The sequence below is a fragment of the Dechloromonas sp. H13 genome (assembly GCF_009469615.1).
Lineage (GTDB): Bacteria > Pseudomonadota > Gammaproteobacteria > Burkholderiales > Rhodocyclaceae > Azonexus.
This window is the reverse complement of the sequence record NZ_SSXX01000002.1, coordinates 140155-155160: the sequence shown is the minus strand read 5'-3', so window position 1 is coordinate 155160 and position 15006 is coordinate 140155. Positions and strand designations below refer to the sequence as shown.

The window sequence follows — 15006 nt, the reverse complement described above, 5'->3', positions numbered from 1 at the left end:
CGCTCAGGGGCGAAGCAGGAACAGTTCGGGATCGACCGGCGTGTTGTTGAGGATGACCGCCCAGTGCAGGTGCGGGCCGGTCACCCGCCCGGTGGCGCCGACGGCGCCGAGGATCTCGCCCTTCCTGACCGGTTGACCGGAGCGGACGTCGATGCGCGACAGGTGCATGTAGGCGGTGATCAGCCCCTGGCCGTGGTCGATGAAGACGGTGTTGCCGTTGAAGAAGTAGTCGCCGGTGTTGGCCACGACGCCCACAGCCGGCGCCCTGACCGGGGCGCCGGTGCCGACGGCGACGTCGAGCCCGGCATGCGGGTTGCGCGACTGGCCGTTTAAGACGCGGCGTAGGCCGAAGCGCGACGACAGAGGGCCGGCAGCCGGCAGGGCGAAATCGGCATCCGGCGCCGCCGCGCTGAAGCGGCGCTTGATCGCTTCGGTGATCTCCCGTTCGCGCTCGATGCGCGCCAGATCGTCGGCATTCGGCTCTACCTTGCGCTTGTCCCGGATCGTCAGGCGCTGCTCCGGGTAGTTCTTCACGCCGACCTGCACGCTGCGGGCGGTTGCGGTCGACCCGCTGAAAACATCGATTTCCAGCGTACCCGGCAGGGTGTCTAGCGGGATACCGAGCAGCGCCACCCAGCGACCGTTGTCGCGCAGCACGGCCAGCGGCTGATCGCCCCAGCGCGCGGTCGGCGCCGTCGGCCCCGCCGCGCCGAGGTCGATGACGGCGACGCCGCCCGGCACCGGCGCATGCTGCGGCAAGGCAGCGGCGGCAAGGCTCAGGCCGAGCCCCGCCAGCAGTACGTACACCCGCCTCATGCGCCGCTCCAGGTCGCCCACCAGAGACGCAGGCGCAGGCCGATTTCGCTAGTGTAGCCGAGCGTGACGAAACGGACGTCGCCGCGCGGGTCGATCACGACGAAGGCGGGCACGCCGGGCACGCCGAACCGCCGGAGGATATCGGCGCGCGGATCGGCGAGGGTCGGCCACGAGTGGCCGGCAGCCCGCAGGTGGCCGGCCACCTGCGCCGCGGGACCGGACTGGCTGGCGACGCTGGTCACTGGCCAGTCTTCGGTGACCGCCGTGACATTGCCGGCCGTGGTCTTGCAGATCGGGCACCATTCGGCCCAGAAGTAAAGCAGCGTCGCCCGTCCGTGCTGGCCGGCGCGCCAGGCGGCGAGGTCAAACGGACTGCCGTCGAGGCGCTCGCCGGCGACAGCCGGTGCCGGGCCGCGCACAGCGTCGCGCAGCTGCCATAACTGGAAGGCGGCCAGCGCGACCAGGACGATCAGGACTTCCAGCGCCCAGCGGCGCCAGCGCGGGCGCGGCCGCGGCGATGGCGGGACGTCCGGCATGCGCTTACAGCTGGGCGGCCTTGAAGGTGTTGCACTGGTTGAGGTCACCGGTCTCGAAGCCGCGCTTGAACCAGCGCACACGCTGCGCCGAGGTGCCGTGTGTGAAGCTTTCCGGCACGATGCGGCCCTGCGCCTGCTGCTGCAGGCGGTCGTCGCCGATGGCGGTGGCGGCGGTCAGCGCCGCTTCGAGGTCGCCCGGTTCGAGGATGTTCTTCATCGTGTCGGTATGCTTGCCCCAGACGCCGGCCAGGCAGTCGGCCTGCAGCTCCATGCGCACCGAGAGGGCGTTGGCCTCGCGCTCGCTGCTGCGGCGCCGCGCCTTCTCGACCTGGTCGGCGATGCCGAGCAGGTTCTGCACGTGGTGCCCGACCTCGTGGGCGATGACGTAGGCCTGCGCGAACTCGCCCGGCGCGCGGAAGCGCTCCTTGAGGTCGCGGAAGAAGGAAAGGTCGATATAGACCTTCTGGTCGCCGGGACAGTAGAACGGCCCCATCGCCGCCTGGCCGGTGCCGCAGGCGGTCGGCGTGACGCCGGAGAAGAGCACCAGCTTGGGCTCCTCGTACTGGCGGCCGCTGGCGCGGAAGACCTCGATCCAGGTGTCCTCGGTGGAGGCCAGCACCTTGGAGACGAAGATCGCCGTCTCGTCGTGCGCCGGCGGCTTGTGGGCCGGCGGCGCGCTTTGCTCGACGGCCGGCATGCCGCCGCCGCTCAGCATGCTGAGGACGGTCAGCGGGTTGATGCCGAGGAAGTAGCTGGCAACGAGGGCGATGACGATGGTGCCGATGCCGAGGCGCCCGCCGCCCAGCCGCAGGCCGCCACCGCCGCCGAAACCGCCGCCGCGGCGGTCCTCGATGTTGTCGCTTTCGCGTTGGTCATCCATGCGCATGGCGGTTCCTCAGCGGTAGAGATTGATGGTGGCGCGCGTTTCCTGTGCCGCGGCGCGGGCGGCGATGTAAAAATTCTCGTCCTTGCCGGCGTAGAGGATGGCACGCGAGGAGTTGATCATCAAGCCGGTGGCGTCGGCGGTGCGGCCGGCCTTGACGGTCGCCGCGACGTCGCCGCCCTGGGCGCCGATGCCCGGCACCAGCAAGGGCATGTCGCCGACGATCTCGCGCACGCGGGCGATCTCGGCCGGGAAGGTGGCGCCGACGACGAGGGCGATCTGGCCGGTCGTGTTCCATTCGCCGGCCGCCAGGCGGGCGACGCGCTCGTACAGTTTCTCGCCCCCGACGTCGAGAAACTGCAGATCAGAGCCACCGGGGTTGGAGGTGCGGCAGAGCAGGATGACGCCCTTGTCCGGGTAGGCCAAGTAAGGATCGACCGAATCGCGGCCCATGTAGGGGTTGACCGTGACGGCATCGGCCCGGAAGCGCTCGAAGGCCTCGATCGCGTACTGCTCGGCGGTCGAGCCGATGTCGCCGCGCTTGGCGTCGAGAATGACCGGGATGCCGGGATGTTTGGCGTGGATGTGGGCGATCAGCGCTTCCAGCTGGTCTTCGGCGCGGCGCGCGGCGAAGTAGGCGATCTGCGGCTTGAAGGAACAGACGAGGTCGGCGGTGGCGTCGACGATGGTCCGGCAGAATTCGAAGATGGCATCGTCGCGGCCCTTGAGGTGGGCGGGGAATTTCGCCGGGTCGGGGTCGAGGCCCACGCAGAGCAGCGAATCGTTCTTCCGCCAGGCGGCGGCGAGCATCTGGGTAAAGGTCATGCGGCATCCTTTTTCGCTTCGGGCGGGAGGAAGCGGGAGAATTTGTCGGGCAGCACGCAGGTCTGCAGGCTGCGCTGGGTGAACAGGAAACGACCGTCGCAGACGAAGCCGAGTTCCTGCCAGTCGACTTCGCGGTTGAGCATCAGCGTGCATTCGATCAGCTCGCGGCGTTGCATGCGGCGGTTCTTCGTGAACAGCGCCAGCACGGCACCGTCGAAGCTGTTGCAGTCGTGCAGGAAGAACGGCTCGCGCTTGCGCGTGCGGCCATTGACGTAGATGCGCGGATGCAGGTTGATCGGAAAATGCCGCCCCCACTGCCACCAGTTGCCTTCGTCGAAGGTTTTGACGCGGCGGGCAAGCAGTTCGTCCTTGTGCTTTTCCAGGTGCGGATGCTTGATGCCGTACAGCATGCGGCGCGTTTCGCCGGTTTCCACGGTCTTCGAGCAGACGAACTCCATGTTGCCCTTGGGGTGCGTGAAGATGTGGTCGGCCCCTGAAACGGCGCCGACCTTGACGGTGAACACATCGGCAAAGCGCACGCCGTAGTCATCGCGCAGGAACATCAATTGGCCATCCACCTCGACGAAGCGTCGCCCGTCGGCCATGTGACGGTCCATGCGCCCCTTCTCGAAGCGGAAGATGGCGCAGTTCGGTGTGTGCTCGCCGAAGACGCGGGTGTCGCCGGTCTCGAAGAAATGCGTGATGCTGCCCTGCGCGTAGAGCCAGGCATTGAGCTTTTTCGCGGCGGTCAGCTTGATGAATTCGCGCGGCACGATGAAGACCAGCTCGCCGCCCGGCTTCAGGTGACGGACGCATTTCTCGATGAAGAACAGGAAAAGGTTGCTGCGCGCGTCGAAGAGTTCGGATTTGAGCCGTTTCTTGGTGTCGACCGCGACATCCTGGTAACGCACGTAGGGCGGATTGCCGACGATGGTGTCGAACTGCTCGCTCAGCGGGTAATCGAAGAAATCGCGGATTTCGGCGCCGGCCGGCGCGACGCGCGGGTCGATCTCGATGCCGACGCAGTCGCTGCGCCGCTGCTTCAGTTCGGCGAAAAAGGCGCCGTCGCCGGCCGAGGGTTCGAGCGCCCGGCCGCTGTTGCCACACAGGTCGAGCATGAACTCCACCACCTTGGGCGGCGTGAAGACCTGGCCGAGCCGTTCGATGTCACGCGCCGACATGCCGGTCAGAAGCTGCTGCCCGGCTGGGCGAGGAATTCCACCTCGGCGGGTGTCGACGGGCGCCCGAGCGCGGCGTTGCGGTGCGGGAAGCGGCCGAAGCGGGCGATGATTTCGTGGTGCCGGCGCGCGTAGTCGAGAAAGCCGTCGTTTCCGGCGTGGCCGGTGGCCAGGGCGGTGAAAAGCGCCAGCGAGCGTTCCTGGTCGGCGAGCGACTCGCTGTGCTCGAAGGGCAGATAGACGAACAGTTTTTCGACGGCCGCCAGCGGCGCGTCCCAACCCCGGTCGATGGCGACGGCGGCCAGCTGGCGCGCCGGAGCATCGCCGGCGAAGGCTTGCGCCGTGCCGCGGAAGAGATTGCGCGGAAACTGGTCGAGCAGGAGCAGCAGGGCGAGCAGGCCGTCCGGCGTTGCCGCCCAGTGCGCCAGTTGCCCGGCCAGGGCGGCCTTGACGGATGGCAGGAAACGGCGGCGGATCTCATCGTCGAAGGCGGCGTCCTTGCGGAACCAGACGCTGCGGGGCCGGCCGTGCTCCGGCTCGCCCGGCCGGCCGAACCAGAAGGCGAGGATGTCCGCCGGGCCGACAACACTCATCAGCCGGCCTTGCCCCACGAATCCTTGAGCGTCACCGTGCGGTTGAAGACCGGCGCGCCATCCCGGGAATCGACGCGGTCGACGGTGAAGTAGCCGTGGCGCTCGAACTGGAAGCGTTCTTCCGGCCGGGCATCGCGCAGGCCAGGTTCGAGCTGGGCGGTAATCGTCTGCCGGGAATCCGGGTTGAGGTCGTCGAGGAAATTGCGTTCCAGTTCCGGCGCATCGCCCTCGCGGCGGGCGCCCGGCGCCGGCACCCGGAACAGGCGGTCGAAAAGGCGGATTTCGGCCTGGCAGGCATGAGCGGCGGAAACCCAGTGCAGGTTGCCCTTGACCTTGACGCTGTCGGCACCCGGCGTGCCGGACTTGGTTTCGGGCAGGTAATTGCAGTGGACCGCGACGACCTTGCCGTCGGCGTCCTTGTCGCAGCCGGTGCACTCGACGACGTAGCCATAGCGCAGGCGCGCCTTGTTCCCCGGGAACAGGCGGCGGAAGCCCTTTTCCGGTACTTCCTGGAAATCCTCGCCCTCGATCCACAGCTCGCGGGAAAACGGAACGCTGCGCTGGCCGAGTTCCGGATGCAGCGGGTGGTTGGGCGCGAAGCATTCCTCGACCTGGCCGTCCGGGTAGTTGTCGATGATCAGCTTGAGCGGGTCGAGCACGGCGATGCGGCGCAGGTCGGATTCGTTCATAACTTCGCGCATGGCGTCCTCGAACAGCGCGTAGTCGATCAGCGAGTCGTTCTTCGAGACGCCGATGCGTTCGGCGAACAGGCGGAAGCCCTCGGGCGAATAACCGCGGCGGCGGGCGCCGACCAGGGTCGGCATGCGCGGGTCGTCCCAGCCCGCGACGTGCTTTTCCTCGACCAACTGGATCAGCTTGCGCTTGGAGAGCACGACATAGGTCAGGTTGAGGCGCGAGAACTCGATCTGCTGCGGCAGCGGCCGCTGCAGCAGGCCGCCTTCGGCCAGGCGTTCGAGCAGCCAGTCGTAGAACGGGCGCTGGTCCTCGAATTCGAGCGTGCAGATCGAGTGCGTGATGCACTCCAGCGCGTCCTCGATCGGGTGGGCGAAGGTGTACATCGGGTAGACGCACCACTTGTCGCCGGTGTTGTGGTGGGTGGCGTGGCGGATGCGGTAGATCGCCGGGTCGCGCAGGTTGATGTTGGGCGCCGCCATGTCGATCTTGGCGCGCAGGATGTGCGCGCCGTCGGCGAACTCGCCGGCCTGCATGCGCTTGAAGAGGTCCATGTTCTCTTCGACCGAACGATTGCGGAAGGGCGAATCCTTGCCCGGCTGGGTCAGCGTGCCGCGGTTGGCGCGCATTTCGTCGGCCGACTGGCTGTCGACGTAGGCGTGGCCGGCCGAGATCAGGTATTCGGCGAAACCGGCCATCCAGTCGAAGTAGTTGGACGCGTAGTAGAGATTGGTTTCCCCGTCGCTCTCCCAGGAACAGCCGAGCCAGTGCACGGCGTCGATGATCGAATCGACGTACTCCTGCTCTTCCTTTTCCGGGTTGGTGTCGTCGAAGCGCAAGTGGCAGCGGCCGCCGTACTGCTGCGCGAGGCCGAAGTTGAGCAGGATCGACTTGGCATGGCCAAAATGCAGGTAGCCGTTCGGCTCGGGCGGGAAGCGGGTGCGGATTCTGGCCGGATCGAGCGGCCCGGCGGCATGGTCGGCGGCGGTGCCCGGCTGTCCGGCCCAGTGGCGCCGGGCATGTTTGCCGGCGGCGAGATCGGCCTCGACGAGGTTCCTGATGAAGTTGGCGGCGGGCGCCGGGGCGTTGGCGGGTTGGCTGGGGCTGCTCACGGTAAAAAAACCTGTTCGGGTAATCGCGCTATTTTAACCGGCAGAGGCCCTCCGGCCGCTACAATTCCCCCTTATGTCCGCCCTGCACAACCTGACCGCCCTCAATTTCCTCGCCGTCGGCGCCGGCGCCGCGCTCGGCGCCTGGGCGCGCTGGCTGCTCGGTCTGGCGCTCAACCCGCTGCTCATCGCCCTGCCGCTCGGCACGCTGGCGGCCAACCTGATCGGCGGCTACCTGGTCGGCGTGGCGGTCGGCCTGTTCCACATCAACACGCATTTCCCCCTGGCCTGGAAGCTCTTCGCCATCACCGGCTTTCTCGGTGGCCTGACCACCTTCTCCACCTTCTCGGCCGAAGTCGTCGAACGCCTGCTGGCCGGCCAGCCGGCCTTGGCCATCGGGCTGGCCTCGGTGCATCTGGTCGGTTCGCTGACGGCGACTTACCTTGGCCTGTTGACGGTCGGCGCGACGAAGATCTGGGCCTGAAACGGTAGCCGGCGCCCCATTCAGACGAGCACCGCCAGGCTGAGGGCGATCCCGAAAATGTAGGTACCCAGCGCGCCGGCGAATCGCGCCGGGTTGGGCCGCGCCAGCGTCGGCCAGGCCAGCAGGCCGACGACCAGGAGCACCCGGCTGGCAGTGGCGGCAACCATCAGACCGAGGATCGCCGCCGAAGGCGTCTGCGTGCCGAGGTATAGAATCAGGACGGCCAGGAAGGGGGCGAACTCGGTAGTGTTGCCATGCGCCCGGACCAGCTTGTGCAGCATGTTGGCCGGATCGTCGACGTGGCCCATGCTCCGCCGTTCGCGAAAACGGAATATCGAAACGGCAAGGCCGAGACCGAACACCAGCAATCCGAGGATCGCTGCGCAAACGAGCGCAATGATATGCATTGGAGCTCCGATCAGGATCAGGTTCGACAGGCGAAGCGGCAACCGGACCGGCGCGCCGCATCGATCGGAAAACTAGCACCCCGCCGCGGAAAACCGCAAGGCTTCCGGTCAAGCCGCCTTCTTCAGTAATCCCGGGCGCTCAACGGCATATAGGTCGCTACGATGCGGCTCTTCCTGGTGGCCATCAGCGAAGGTGCGCCCGGCGCTGCAAGCATATCGTCGCGGTCGACTGTCCAAAAAAGCCAAAAAAGACCACCCGCGCTCAGAACAGGCGGGAGAGATGCTCGGCCAGCCGCTGTTCGTTGACGAAGCTGATGTCGTACATGGCGGTGTAGGCGCGCGCCTTGTCGTCTTCCAGGCCGGCAATGCACATCACGAATTGTTTGCCGGCCAGCCCCAGGCGCTTTTTCAGCGCCAGGTAACGATCGATGTTCTGGCGGAATTCGCCGCTCTTGCATTCGATGCAGATCGGCGTCGTGCCGTCGACAAGCATGAAGACATCGAGTTCGTACGGATCGCCGTTGGCCAGCACAATCTCGAGACCACGGGCGCAGGAAATGCGGCGACCGCGCTCCTTGGCATGGCGCAAGCTGCTCATCAGGGCATGCCATTCCAGCCATTCGCCATTGAAAAACTGGCGGACCGCCGGCGCGCTTTGCAGGATCAGGCGGATATTGTTTTCCTGCTTGTTGTGAAAGCATTTGGCGACGAAGGAAAAGTCATACAACTGCTGACAGAAAACGAGGAGCGCCCTGGCCTCGTCCGGCGTCTTCTTTTCCAGCTTGATGGTGGTGCCGTTGTATTCCTTCTGTTGCGACCAGCGGATGCGGTCGACCACTTCCTTGAACAGCGTGAGATTGCCGCCGATGGCCTCCGCCACTTCGTCGAAAAAGCCGCTGGTATCCACACCGCGCAGATCGGCCTGCACCTTGATCTGGCGCTTGTGAAACCAGTCGTAGATCGGGCCGTGCTGGATTTCCGTCGCCAGTTGATCGGTATTGCCGAGGTCCAGACCAGCCAGCGGCGCAGAGGACCTCACCGGCTGCGGTGTGCTCTGTACCGTTGGCGCGGACTTGAGGCGGATCAGTTCGCGCTGGGCATCGAAATACTTGTCGAGCAGTTTCTCGATGAAGAACAGCGTCGGATAGACCTTGGCCGGGTCGGCGCATTTGGGGCAGGCGACACTTTGTCCGGCTAGGCCGTCGCCTTGCTCGGCGAGCAGCCCGCATTTGTTGCAGCGCAGGATGGCCATGGATCGGTCACGGAAGGGAAATAATGACCGGAGTATAACCCCGTGATCATCGGCATGCCCTCAGGCGGCCCTCCTCAGCAGCTTCACCAGGTCCGGCTTGCTGTTCGAGGAAACGTACATCAGGCAGGTGGCGCCGTTGCCGTTCTGCAGGTCAAGGTCGATGCCGGCGGCGATCAGGCGTTCGATGATGGCGTGGCTGCCTTTGTAGCAGGCCAGCCAGAGGGCGTTGCAGCCGTCGGCGTTGGTCACGGCGAAATCGACGCCGAGCGCCAGCAGTTCGTCAACGATGTCGAGCCGGCCTTCCTTGCAGGCGCGCATGAGCGGCGTGAAGCGGCGGTCAGCCTGCGGTTAGGAAAGCCGGTCGCGGGGGAAGCCGTGTTCGTCGAGAAAGGCGGCGAGGGTCGGGGTCATGGGTTTTCCTTCCGGCGTTGCGGGTAGGGCGGTGAGGTTTCGATGCGGGCGTCGCCGATGGGCGTGCCGACGGTGAAGTGGTAGACGCTCTGCCAGCGCGGGTCGGCGATGCCGAAGGCCTGGTGCACCGGGTCGTCGAAGAAGCAGCCTATGCCGGTGCCGCGCACGCCGGCGGCTTCGGCTTCGAGGTAGAGCGCCTGGCCGACCAGCCCGGCTTCGCGCAGCAATTTGCGGTAGTTGGCGGCGTCGCCCGCGAGCGACGAGAAATCGCCGAGCATGCCGAGCGAAAAGGCGCTGGTCGCGGCGATGTCCTGATGGCAGGAGAGCGCCCGCGCCAGACGCTGCATTTCCTGCAGGCCGAGGGCGCCGAGCAGGATCAGGCCGAGGTGGCGCGGACAGTCGGGATCGACTTCCGCCACCGGGCAGCGGCCGGCGAAACGCGCGTCGCCCTGCCCGAGGGCGGCGGGCAGCTCCAGCGCGGCCTGCGGCGTGCGCGGCAGCAGGTAGAGGCCGGTCGGCAGACCGTCGACGCGCAGCACGAAAAGCAGCAGGTGGATGGCCGAATCGGCTTCCTGGCCGTCGAACGGCGCCTGCGGGCGCGGCAGCGTGGCATCGAGCAGGCGGTAGAAGGCGGCCTTGTCGAGCGTGCATTTCGGGTCGAAGCGCTGGCCGCTGCGCCGCTGGCGGATGAGCTGCGCGGCGCCGGCCGTAGCGGAATGCGCGGCGAGCGGCGGCAGTTCGGCGAAGGCCGGCGAAATCTGGCCGTTTTCCGGGGTCGACCGCAACGAACGGCTGGCGGCCGCCGCCTGGTCGATGGCCGGCCAGCGATAGCCAGGCGCCGGGTCGATGCGGCTCGGCTGCCCGGCCCATAGCGCGCCATCAAGCGCGGCAGCGAGCGCCTCGCCGGCGGGCGGCGCGGCCAGGCCGGGGCCGTGCACGGCGAGCAGGATTTCCGGCTCTTCGACCTCGGTGAAGGCGTAGCGCCCGCTCGGGAAATCACCGGGACGATCGATGCCCAGGCAATGGGCGAGCGTCGCCGAGGGCACGGCCAGCGGCACGACCTGCCAGCCGAGCAGTGCCGCCGCGTAGTCGAGGGCGCCGACGGCATGGCCGACGTCGAGCTGGCAGTAGCGGAAGGCGCGTTCGCCGTACTTCCACGCCTCGCGCCACATGACGCTGCTCAGGCCGACAGCCAGCCACGGCGCCGGGCCGCCGTCGGCAAGGGCGGCGCGGGTTTCGAGGACGTGCGCTTGCGGGTCGTAGTGATGCAGCCCGGCCGGCACGCCGGGCAGGCCGCCGGCCAGCACGTAGGCCTCGACCGGGTGCAGGTTGCCGGAGGAAGGATTGCAGCGCAGCGCCCAGCGGCTCGGCCCCCAGCTTTTCCAGGCGGAGATGCCGAACGACAGTTCGAGCAGCGCGCCCAGGCTCTCCAGGTCGGGGACGACCGGGTTTTCCGGTTTTTCGGCCAGTCGACCGTAGCAGCGCTCGAAGCGGTCGGCGCTCAGCGGCAGTTCGACGCGCGGCGCCCCGGCGTAATGGCGGAAGGCCGCCGGCTGGGCGTCCCAGTCGAGCTGGCCGGGGCCTTCGGCGTAGGCGGCGAAGCGATGCTTGGTGCGCTCGTGGTAGGCGCGCACGACCTGTTGTGAGGTATCCGACACGATTGCGGGGCTTTCCTTGGTTGACGATGGCCTACGCAAGCCCTGTGCCCGTTTGAAAACAGGGGCTTGGCGCTGCTGGCACTGTACCTGCGAGTCAACACTACCCCAACCCCACCGAGGAGAAGATGATGGAACAGACCACGCCGCCGATCACCCGCGAGGCCGCCTTGCGCATTGCGCTGGCGGCGCGGGCGATGCCCAGCGCGAGCCTGCCGGCGCTGATCGAACTGCTGCAACGCCGGCTGGGCGACGAGATCGACGAGGACAAGCTGCGCCAGGTGACGGTGACCATGCTCAAGACCGGCTTCGCCAGCGCCGACGGCGAGGAGGACGGCGAAGACATCGGCATCGGGCTGGAGGCGATGAAGCTCGCTGTGCGCATCCTGTGGGGCGAGACGCAGGGCGACGATTCGCTGCCCAAGATCCAGGCCTGCGCCGCGGGCGACATGCCCGGTTCGGTGCGCATCGCCATCGCCTCGGACAAGGGCGACACGCTCTCCGGCCATTTCGGCTCGTGCCTGCGCTTCCTCGTCTATCAGGTGTCGCCGGGGGAAATCCGCCTGGTGGACATCCGCGACACCATGGACGCCGAATTCGCCGAGGACCGCAACCTGTGGCGCGCCCGGCTGATCGGCGACTGCCACGTCTGCTACGTCGTCTCGATCGGCGGCCCGGCGGCGGCCAAGGTGATCCGCGCCGACGTCTATCCGATCAAGGTGCCCGAGGGCGGTCCGGCGCTGGAAATCCTCCAGCCCTTCCAGAAGGCGATGCTCGAGTCGCCGCCGCCCTGGCTGCTGAAGATCCTCGGCGTGGCGGCCGAGAAGCGGCTGAAAAACTACAACGCTGCGGTCGACGATGAATAAGGGGCAAAAATGGCGGCCGCCGGTTCAGGCCGCCTTTTCCATCTGCCCCGGCGCCAGCCCGACGGTGGTCAGCAGCGGCCCGTCGAAGCCGTTCCACCAGATCGCCACCCAGGCGGCGCCCTCGGCGTCGATGCGTTCGACCTCGCAGGTGGCACCGATCATGTCGTAGAACATGTCGAGATCGTCCTCGTCCATCTCCAGGTCGGGCGTGATGGCGAGGATCTTGACCCGGTCGCCGAGGGTGACCGGCTGACCGTGACGGTCGACGGTGGCAGGCAGTGCGCGCATGAAAGACTCCGCTTGAATGGTCGGACCCGCCGCCTTGTCGGAAAGTCGACGCCGGCGGCCGCCCTGCAACGGGTTCCGCAACAGCCGTGCCAGCCCGCGGCCGGCCGATCGGCGCTACGCCCGGCTGTGGCGCTGCCGCTTGCCCGCCGCAGCGCGGCGCCACGGCGCGTCGCCGAACTGCTCGACGAGAAAATCGACCATCGCCCGCACCTTGGGCGAAAGATGACGGCCGCTCGGGTAGGTGGCGTAGAGCGGCACCGGCTCGACGTGGTGCCAGTCGGTCAGGATCGGCACCAGTTCGCCACGGCGGATGGCATCGCCGACGATGACGTCGGCCAGGCGCGTGATGCCGACGCCGGCAACGGTCAGCTGGAGGACGGTTTCGGCATTGTTGGCGACGACGTTGCCATCGATGTGGACGACGCGGATGCCGTCGTCGGTGTCGAACGGCCAGCGGCGCAGGACGGGCAGCGCGGTGATCCACAGGCAGTTGTGCTGCTGCAGGTCGTCCGGCGTGCGCGGCGTCCCGTATCTGGCCAGATAGGCAGGCGCGGCGCAGATCACGCGCTCCAGGTTGCAGATGCGGCGCGCCACCATCGACGACTCGTCGAGCGCGCCGATGCGGATCGCCAGGTCGATGCCCTCCTGCAGCGCCGCCAGCGGTTGGTCGCTGATCGTGATGTCGAGCTCGACCCCCGGATGGCGTTCGAGAAAGCGCGGGATCGCCGGCGCCAGCTGGTGCATGCCGAAGGCCGAACCGCAATGCAGGCGCAACAGGCCTTGCGGGCGGGTGCCGGCCTGCACCACCTCCGCCTCGGCCTCGTCCATGTCGGCCAGAATCTGCCGCGCCCGCAGGTAGAACGCCTCGCCCTCGGGCGTCAATTGCAGGCGCCGCGTCGTCCGCTGCAGCAGGCGGGCATCGAGACGATCCTCCAGGCGTGTCACCAGCTTGGACAGCGCCGACGGCGTCAGGCCCAGCTCCCGCGCCGCAGCAGAAAAGCCGCCGGTCTCGACGGAGCGGACAAAGGCAGTCATTTGGGCAGCGCGATCCATGACTTTATTATGGATGAAAATTCACAAATGTTTTTCCATTTGACGAGATTGTTATCCATAAAAAAGATAATTACAGTGGGCTCCGTGCCATGTTGCACCGCATCAACAGGAGTCAATCATGCATCCTATCGACATCCCCGCCATTGAACGCCATGCCCGCGAACTGCGCGCTGCCGAAATTCGGCGCATCGAGGGCTTGTTCGCCGAACGCACCGCCCTCCTCCTGCGCCTGGCGGCCGGGAGCCTGCTGGCCGGACTGGCCGCGGCTGGCGAAGCCCTGCGCCCGCTGTTTTCGTGGAACCCGCAAGGCGCTTCCCCGACCCCGGCGAAAGCGCACGTCGCCATCCTCACCCGCCTGAACCGCGGCGCCCGCGCACTGTTCTCCTGGAATCCGCAACGCCACCGCTCCTGCTGAGCTGCACCCCCTGCCCCGCAGCGGGGGTGATGCCAGTCTTCGCAAGGTGATAGACTTCCCTGCAAGGGAAACTTATTCACCACCGTCAGGAGAAAAACATGACCACCCCCCAGGACGAAAAAGGGCTCCTCGCCGTATTGGTTCAACGCCTCGAAAGCCACCGCATTCCGCGCGCGCTGGAGATCAAGGAAGTTGTCGACCGGGGTGAAAAGCTGAACGAGCACGACCTGAGATTCCTGCAGGAAATCATGGCCGACGCCAAGAACATCGCCCCCATGCTCGCCAGCCACCCTGAACTCCGCGAACTGGCCAGCAAGGTCACCACGCTGTACCGCGAAATCACCGAAAAGGCGCTGGAGAACGAGAAGGCCGGCTGAGCCGGGCCCGCTTCAGGCAAGGGGTGGCGGCCGGCAACGCCACGCCATTCAATTCGGGCAGTTGCCGACTGCCCTCCTTTCGCGCTTAAGCAGGGTGCTCGCTCCCGCCCGGCCTCGGCCGCCGCGGGCGGCAAACCGTCTCTTATGGTCGACGCCCCGAAAATGGCAAAAATGAGCGCGGCCAAAGCTCATGGAACGCTGCCCCGATCATCGCGCCGGATTCAGTGCGTTCGCGGCTCGCAGCGCCGCGACGATGAATTGCTCGGTGTGACTGCTGACCGCCAGCATCCGGAACGCGGCGATGGTAACGTCGGCGATGGCGCCGGCATCGGCGGCGGTCTCGTCGCGGATCGTGGTCATGCTAGCCAGCGTGCCGCTTGTCGGGGCATCGGTCTCGAGTGAGCAGTCAGGGCTTTGCGGCCTTCTCTTCAAGGCTGACATTATTGATATCCGCCTGGTCACGCTCCGGCAGCGCGTCCCTGAAATCGTCGAATTTCTTCCATTCAGGTATCGGCGGCGTGTAATTTGCCTGGGGCACGTAGGCCGAGTGCTCGACGAGATGCATTTTGTGAATGTAGCGCGGGCAGGCCGGGAAGATTTTTTCCGCTGTCATTCGAATGATGAAGACGGCGCCGGGATATTCCGAACGGACAGGGTCGTCGTCACTGATCCTTGCCGTTCCATTGACGCGCAGACGGGTCTGGTTTTCAAAATCAATGAAGAGCAGTCCGATGTGGGGATTCACGACGAGGTTTCCCCAGGACCGATACATTCCGTTTCCGTCGTAGTCGGGAAACACGAGCGTTTTCTCATCCAGGACACGCACGAATCCGGGGAGACCGCCTTTATAGGAACAGTCAGGCCGGTTATCGGCGTCTGCGGTAGCGACGAAAACCATGGGGCACTGCTGAATGAATGCCCGATCGCTGTCAGTGAAGGATTGATGAACGATGACCTGTTCGAGTCGATCAGCGATGCGCCGGGTTTCGCGCATATCCTGAAGCTTCCGCATTCCGTCATGAAACATCGAGTCATTACCCATAAATCACCTTGTATTGTTCGGAAAGACCCGGAAAGACAGGGATGGATCACGATTTTCCAAGCAGCTGCCGGTACGGCAGATTATTTTGGGCATGTTGCCTGATTCAGCTACGAGCAACCTTAC

Annotated in this window: 19 protein-coding genes and 1 pseudogene; 5 read left to right on the top strand and 15 right to left on the bottom strand. The window is 66.4% G+C overall.

Going from position 1 to position 15006, the window contains the following annotated elements:
- Positions 1-3 precede the first annotated feature (3 nt).
- From GH660_RS05205 to GH660_RS05175, 7 genes are read right to left on the bottom strand one after another with little or no spacing between them, the layout of a single operon-like run.
- Complete coding sequence (locus GH660_RS05205; protein WP_153145548.1) at positions 4-816, bottom strand: M23 family metallopeptidase; 813 nt, start codon at positions 814-816, stop codon at positions 4-6.
- Positions 813-1352 (bottom strand): protein disulfide oxidoreductase, encoded by a 540-nt coding sequence (locus GH660_RS05200; protein WP_153145546.1) that lies wholly within the window; start codon positions 1350-1352, stop codon positions 813-815. The genes GH660_RS05205 and GH660_RS05200 overlap by 4 nt, the downstream gene beginning before the upstream one ends.
- 4 nt (positions 1353-1356) lie before the next feature.
- A complete protein-coding gene (locus tag GH660_RS05195) occupies positions 1357-2238 on the bottom strand; it encodes a neutral zinc metallopeptidase (protein ID WP_153145544.1) in 882 nt (293 codons plus the stop codon).
- A 9-nt stretch (positions 2239-2247) separates the two neighbouring features.
- A complete protein-coding gene (gene pyrF / locus GH660_RS05190; protein WP_153145543.1) occupies positions 2248-3060 on the bottom strand; it encodes an orotidine-5'-phosphate decarboxylase in 813 nt (270 codons plus the stop codon).
- Entirely contained in the window at positions 3057-4241 is a 1185-nt protein-coding gene (locus GH660_RS05185) for a class I SAM-dependent methyltransferase (protein ID WP_153145541.1), read from the bottom strand. The genes pyrF and GH660_RS05185 overlap by 4 nt, the downstream gene beginning before the upstream one ends.
- Before the next feature lie 5 nt (positions 4242-4246).
- The gene (locus GH660_RS05180) at positions 4247-4831 is read right to left on the bottom strand and encodes a DUF924 family protein (protein ID WP_153145539.1); all 585 of its coding nucleotides are present in this window, start codon (positions 4829-4831) and stop codon (positions 4247-4249) included.
- On the bottom strand, positions 4831-6636 hold the full coding sequence (locus GH660_RS05175; RefSeq protein WP_153145538.1) for a glutamine--tRNA ligase/YqeY domain fusion protein: 1806 nt from the start codon (positions 6634-6636) through the stop codon (positions 4831-4833). The genes GH660_RS05180 and GH660_RS05175 overlap by 1 nt, the downstream gene beginning before the upstream one ends.
- Before the next feature lie 73 nt (positions 6637-6709).
- Between GH660_RS05175 and crcB the strand changes: the two genes are divergently transcribed.
- Entirely contained in the window at positions 6710-7117 is a 408-nt protein-coding gene (gene crcB / locus GH660_RS05170) for a fluoride efflux transporter CrcB (protein ID WP_153145536.1), read from the top strand.
- Between the two features lie 20 nt (positions 7118-7137).
- On the opposite strand, the gene GH660_RS05165 is transcribed toward crcB, so the two are convergent.
- The 4 genes and pseudogenes from GH660_RS05165 to GH660_RS05150 form a co-directional block, all read right to left on the bottom strand.
- Positions 7138-7524, bottom strand: a complete 387-nt coding sequence (locus GH660_RS05165; RefSeq protein WP_153145534.1) for an MAPEG family protein — start codon at positions 7522-7524, stop codon at positions 7138-7140.
- Positions 7525-7786: 262 nt separating this feature from the next.
- Complete coding sequence (locus GH660_RS05160; RefSeq protein WP_153145532.1) at positions 7787-8776, bottom strand: hypothetical protein; 990 nt, start codon at positions 8774-8776, stop codon at positions 7787-7789.
- Positions 8777-8836: 60 nt separating this feature from the next.
- Positions 8837-9100, bottom strand: a pseudogene (locus GH660_RS05155) (ankyrin repeat domain-containing protein); the annotation flags it as partial.
- Between the two features lie 83 nt (positions 9101-9183).
- Positions 9184-10845 (bottom strand): nitroreductase family protein, encoded by a 1662-nt coding sequence (locus tag GH660_RS05150; RefSeq protein ID WP_153145529.1) that lies wholly within the window; start codon positions 10843-10845, stop codon positions 9184-9186.
- 128 nt (positions 10846-10973) lie between these two features.
- Between GH660_RS05150 and GH660_RS05145 the strand changes: the two genes are divergently transcribed.
- Positions 10974-11708 (top strand): dinitrogenase iron-molybdenum cofactor biosynthesis protein, encoded by a 735-nt coding sequence (locus GH660_RS05145; RefSeq protein ID WP_153146180.1) that lies wholly within the window; start codon positions 10974-10976, stop codon positions 11706-11708.
- A gap of 24 nt (positions 11709-11732) precedes the next feature.
- On the opposite strand, the gene GH660_RS05140 is transcribed toward GH660_RS05145, so the two are convergent.
- Positions 11733-11996, bottom strand: a complete 264-nt coding sequence (locus tag GH660_RS05140) for a hypothetical protein (protein WP_153145528.1) — start codon at positions 11994-11996, stop codon at positions 11733-11735.
- 114 nt (positions 11997-12110) lie between these two features.
- Positions 12111-13031, bottom strand: coding sequence for a LysR family transcriptional regulator (locus GH660_RS05135; protein ID WP_228276370.1), 921 nt, complete (start codon positions 13029-13031; stop codon positions 12111-12113).
- A 136-nt stretch (positions 13032-13167) separates the two neighbouring features.
- Here GH660_RS05135 and GH660_RS05130 point away from each other — a divergent pair, with 136 nt between their 5' ends.
- Entirely contained in the window at positions 13168-13464 is a 297-nt protein-coding gene (locus tag GH660_RS05130; protein ID WP_153145526.1) for a hypothetical protein, read from the top strand.
- Between the two features lie 98 nt (positions 13465-13562).
- Positions 13563-13841, top strand: a complete 279-nt coding sequence (locus GH660_RS05125; RefSeq protein ID WP_153145524.1) for a hypothetical protein — start codon at positions 13563-13565, stop codon at positions 13839-13841.
- 207 nt (positions 13842-14048) lie between these two features.
- Here the strand turns inward: GH660_RS05125 and GH660_RS05120 are convergent, their stop codons facing one another.
- Positions 14049-14201 carry a hypothetical protein gene (locus GH660_RS05120; RefSeq protein WP_194266231.1) on the bottom strand — a complete coding sequence of 51 codons (153 nt, stop codon included), beginning with the start codon at positions 14199-14201 and terminating at the stop codon, positions 14049-14051.
- A 46-nt stretch (positions 14202-14247) separates the two neighbouring features.
- Positions 14248-14835: a pyridoxamine 5'-phosphate oxidase family protein gene (locus tag GH660_RS05115; protein ID WP_228276408.1), complete on the bottom strand. Its 588-nt coding sequence runs from the start codon at positions 14833-14835 to the stop codon at positions 14248-14250.
- Between GH660_RS05115 and GH660_RS17855 the strand changes: the two genes are divergently transcribed.
- Positions 14785-14985: a hypothetical protein gene (locus GH660_RS17855; RefSeq protein WP_194266265.1), complete on the top strand. Its 201-nt coding sequence runs from the start codon at positions 14785-14787 to the stop codon at positions 14983-14985. The genes GH660_RS05115 and GH660_RS17855 overlap by 51 nt on opposite strands.
- Positions 14986-15006: the final 21 nt, after the last annotated feature.

Bases quoted from the DNA above. Each gene is read 5' to 3' on its own strand.
- GH660_RS05205 (WP_153145548.1), bottom strand. From the start codon at position 816: ATGAGGCGGGTGTACGTACTGCTGGCGGGGCTCGGCCTGAGCCTTGCC.
- GH660_RS05200 (WP_153145546.1), bottom strand. From the start codon at position 1,352: ATGCCGGACGTCCCGCCATCGCCGCGGCCGCGCCCGCGCTGGCGCCGC.
- GH660_RS05195 (WP_153145544.1), bottom strand. From the start codon at position 2,238: ATGCGCATGGATGACCAACGCGAAAGCGACAACATCGAGGACCGCCGC.
- pyrF (WP_153145543.1), bottom strand. From the start codon at position 3,060: ATGACCTTTACCCAGATGCTCGCCGCCGCCTGGCGGAAGAACGATTCG.
- GH660_RS05185 (WP_153145541.1), bottom strand. From the start codon at position 4,241: ATGTCGGCGCGTGACATCGAACGGCTCGGCCAGGTCTTCACGCCGCCC.
- GH660_RS05180 (WP_153145539.1), bottom strand. From the start codon at position 4,831: ATGAGTGTTGTCGGCCCGGCGGACATCCTCGCCTTCTGGTTCGGCCGG.
- crcB (WP_153145536.1), top strand. From the start codon at position 6,710: ATGTCCGCCCTGCACAACCTGACCGCCCTCAATTTCCTCGCCGTCGGC.
- GH660_RS05165 (WP_153145534.1), bottom strand. From the start codon at position 7,524: ATGCATATCATTGCGCTCGTTTGCGCAGCGATCCTCGGATTGCTGGTG.
- GH660_RS05160 (WP_153145532.1), bottom strand. From the start codon at position 8,776: ATGGCCATCCTGCGCTGCAACAAATGCGGGCTGCTCGCCGAGCAAGGC.
- GH660_RS05145 (WP_153146180.1), top strand. From the start codon at position 10,974: ATGGAACAGACCACGCCGCCGATCACCCGCGAGGCCGCCTTGCGCATT.
- GH660_RS05140 (WP_153145528.1), bottom strand. From the start codon at position 11,996: ATGCGCGCACTGCCTGCCACCGTCGACCGTCACGGTCAGCCGGTCACC.
- GH660_RS05135 (WP_228276370.1), bottom strand. From the start codon at position 13,031: ATGACTGCCTTTGTCCGCTCCGTCGAGACCGGCGGCTTTTCTGCTGCG.
- GH660_RS05130 (WP_153145526.1), top strand. From the start codon at position 13,168: ATGCATCCTATCGACATCCCCGCCATTGAACGCCATGCCCGCGAACTG.
- GH660_RS05125 (WP_153145524.1), top strand. From the start codon at position 13,563: ATGACCACCCCCCAGGACGAAAAAGGGCTCCTCGCCGTATTGGTTCAA.
- GH660_RS05120 (WP_194266231.1), bottom strand. From the start codon at position 14,201: ATGACCACGATCCGCGACGAGACCGCCGCCGATGCCGGCGCCATCGCC.
- GH660_RS17855 (WP_194266265.1), top strand. From the start codon at position 14,785: ATGAACGATGACCTGTTCGAGTCGATCAGCGATGCGCCGGGTTTCGCG.
- GH660_RS05115 (WP_228276408.1), bottom strand. From the start codon at position 14,835: ATGCGCGAAACCCGGCGCATCGCTGATCGACTCGAACAGGTCATCGTT.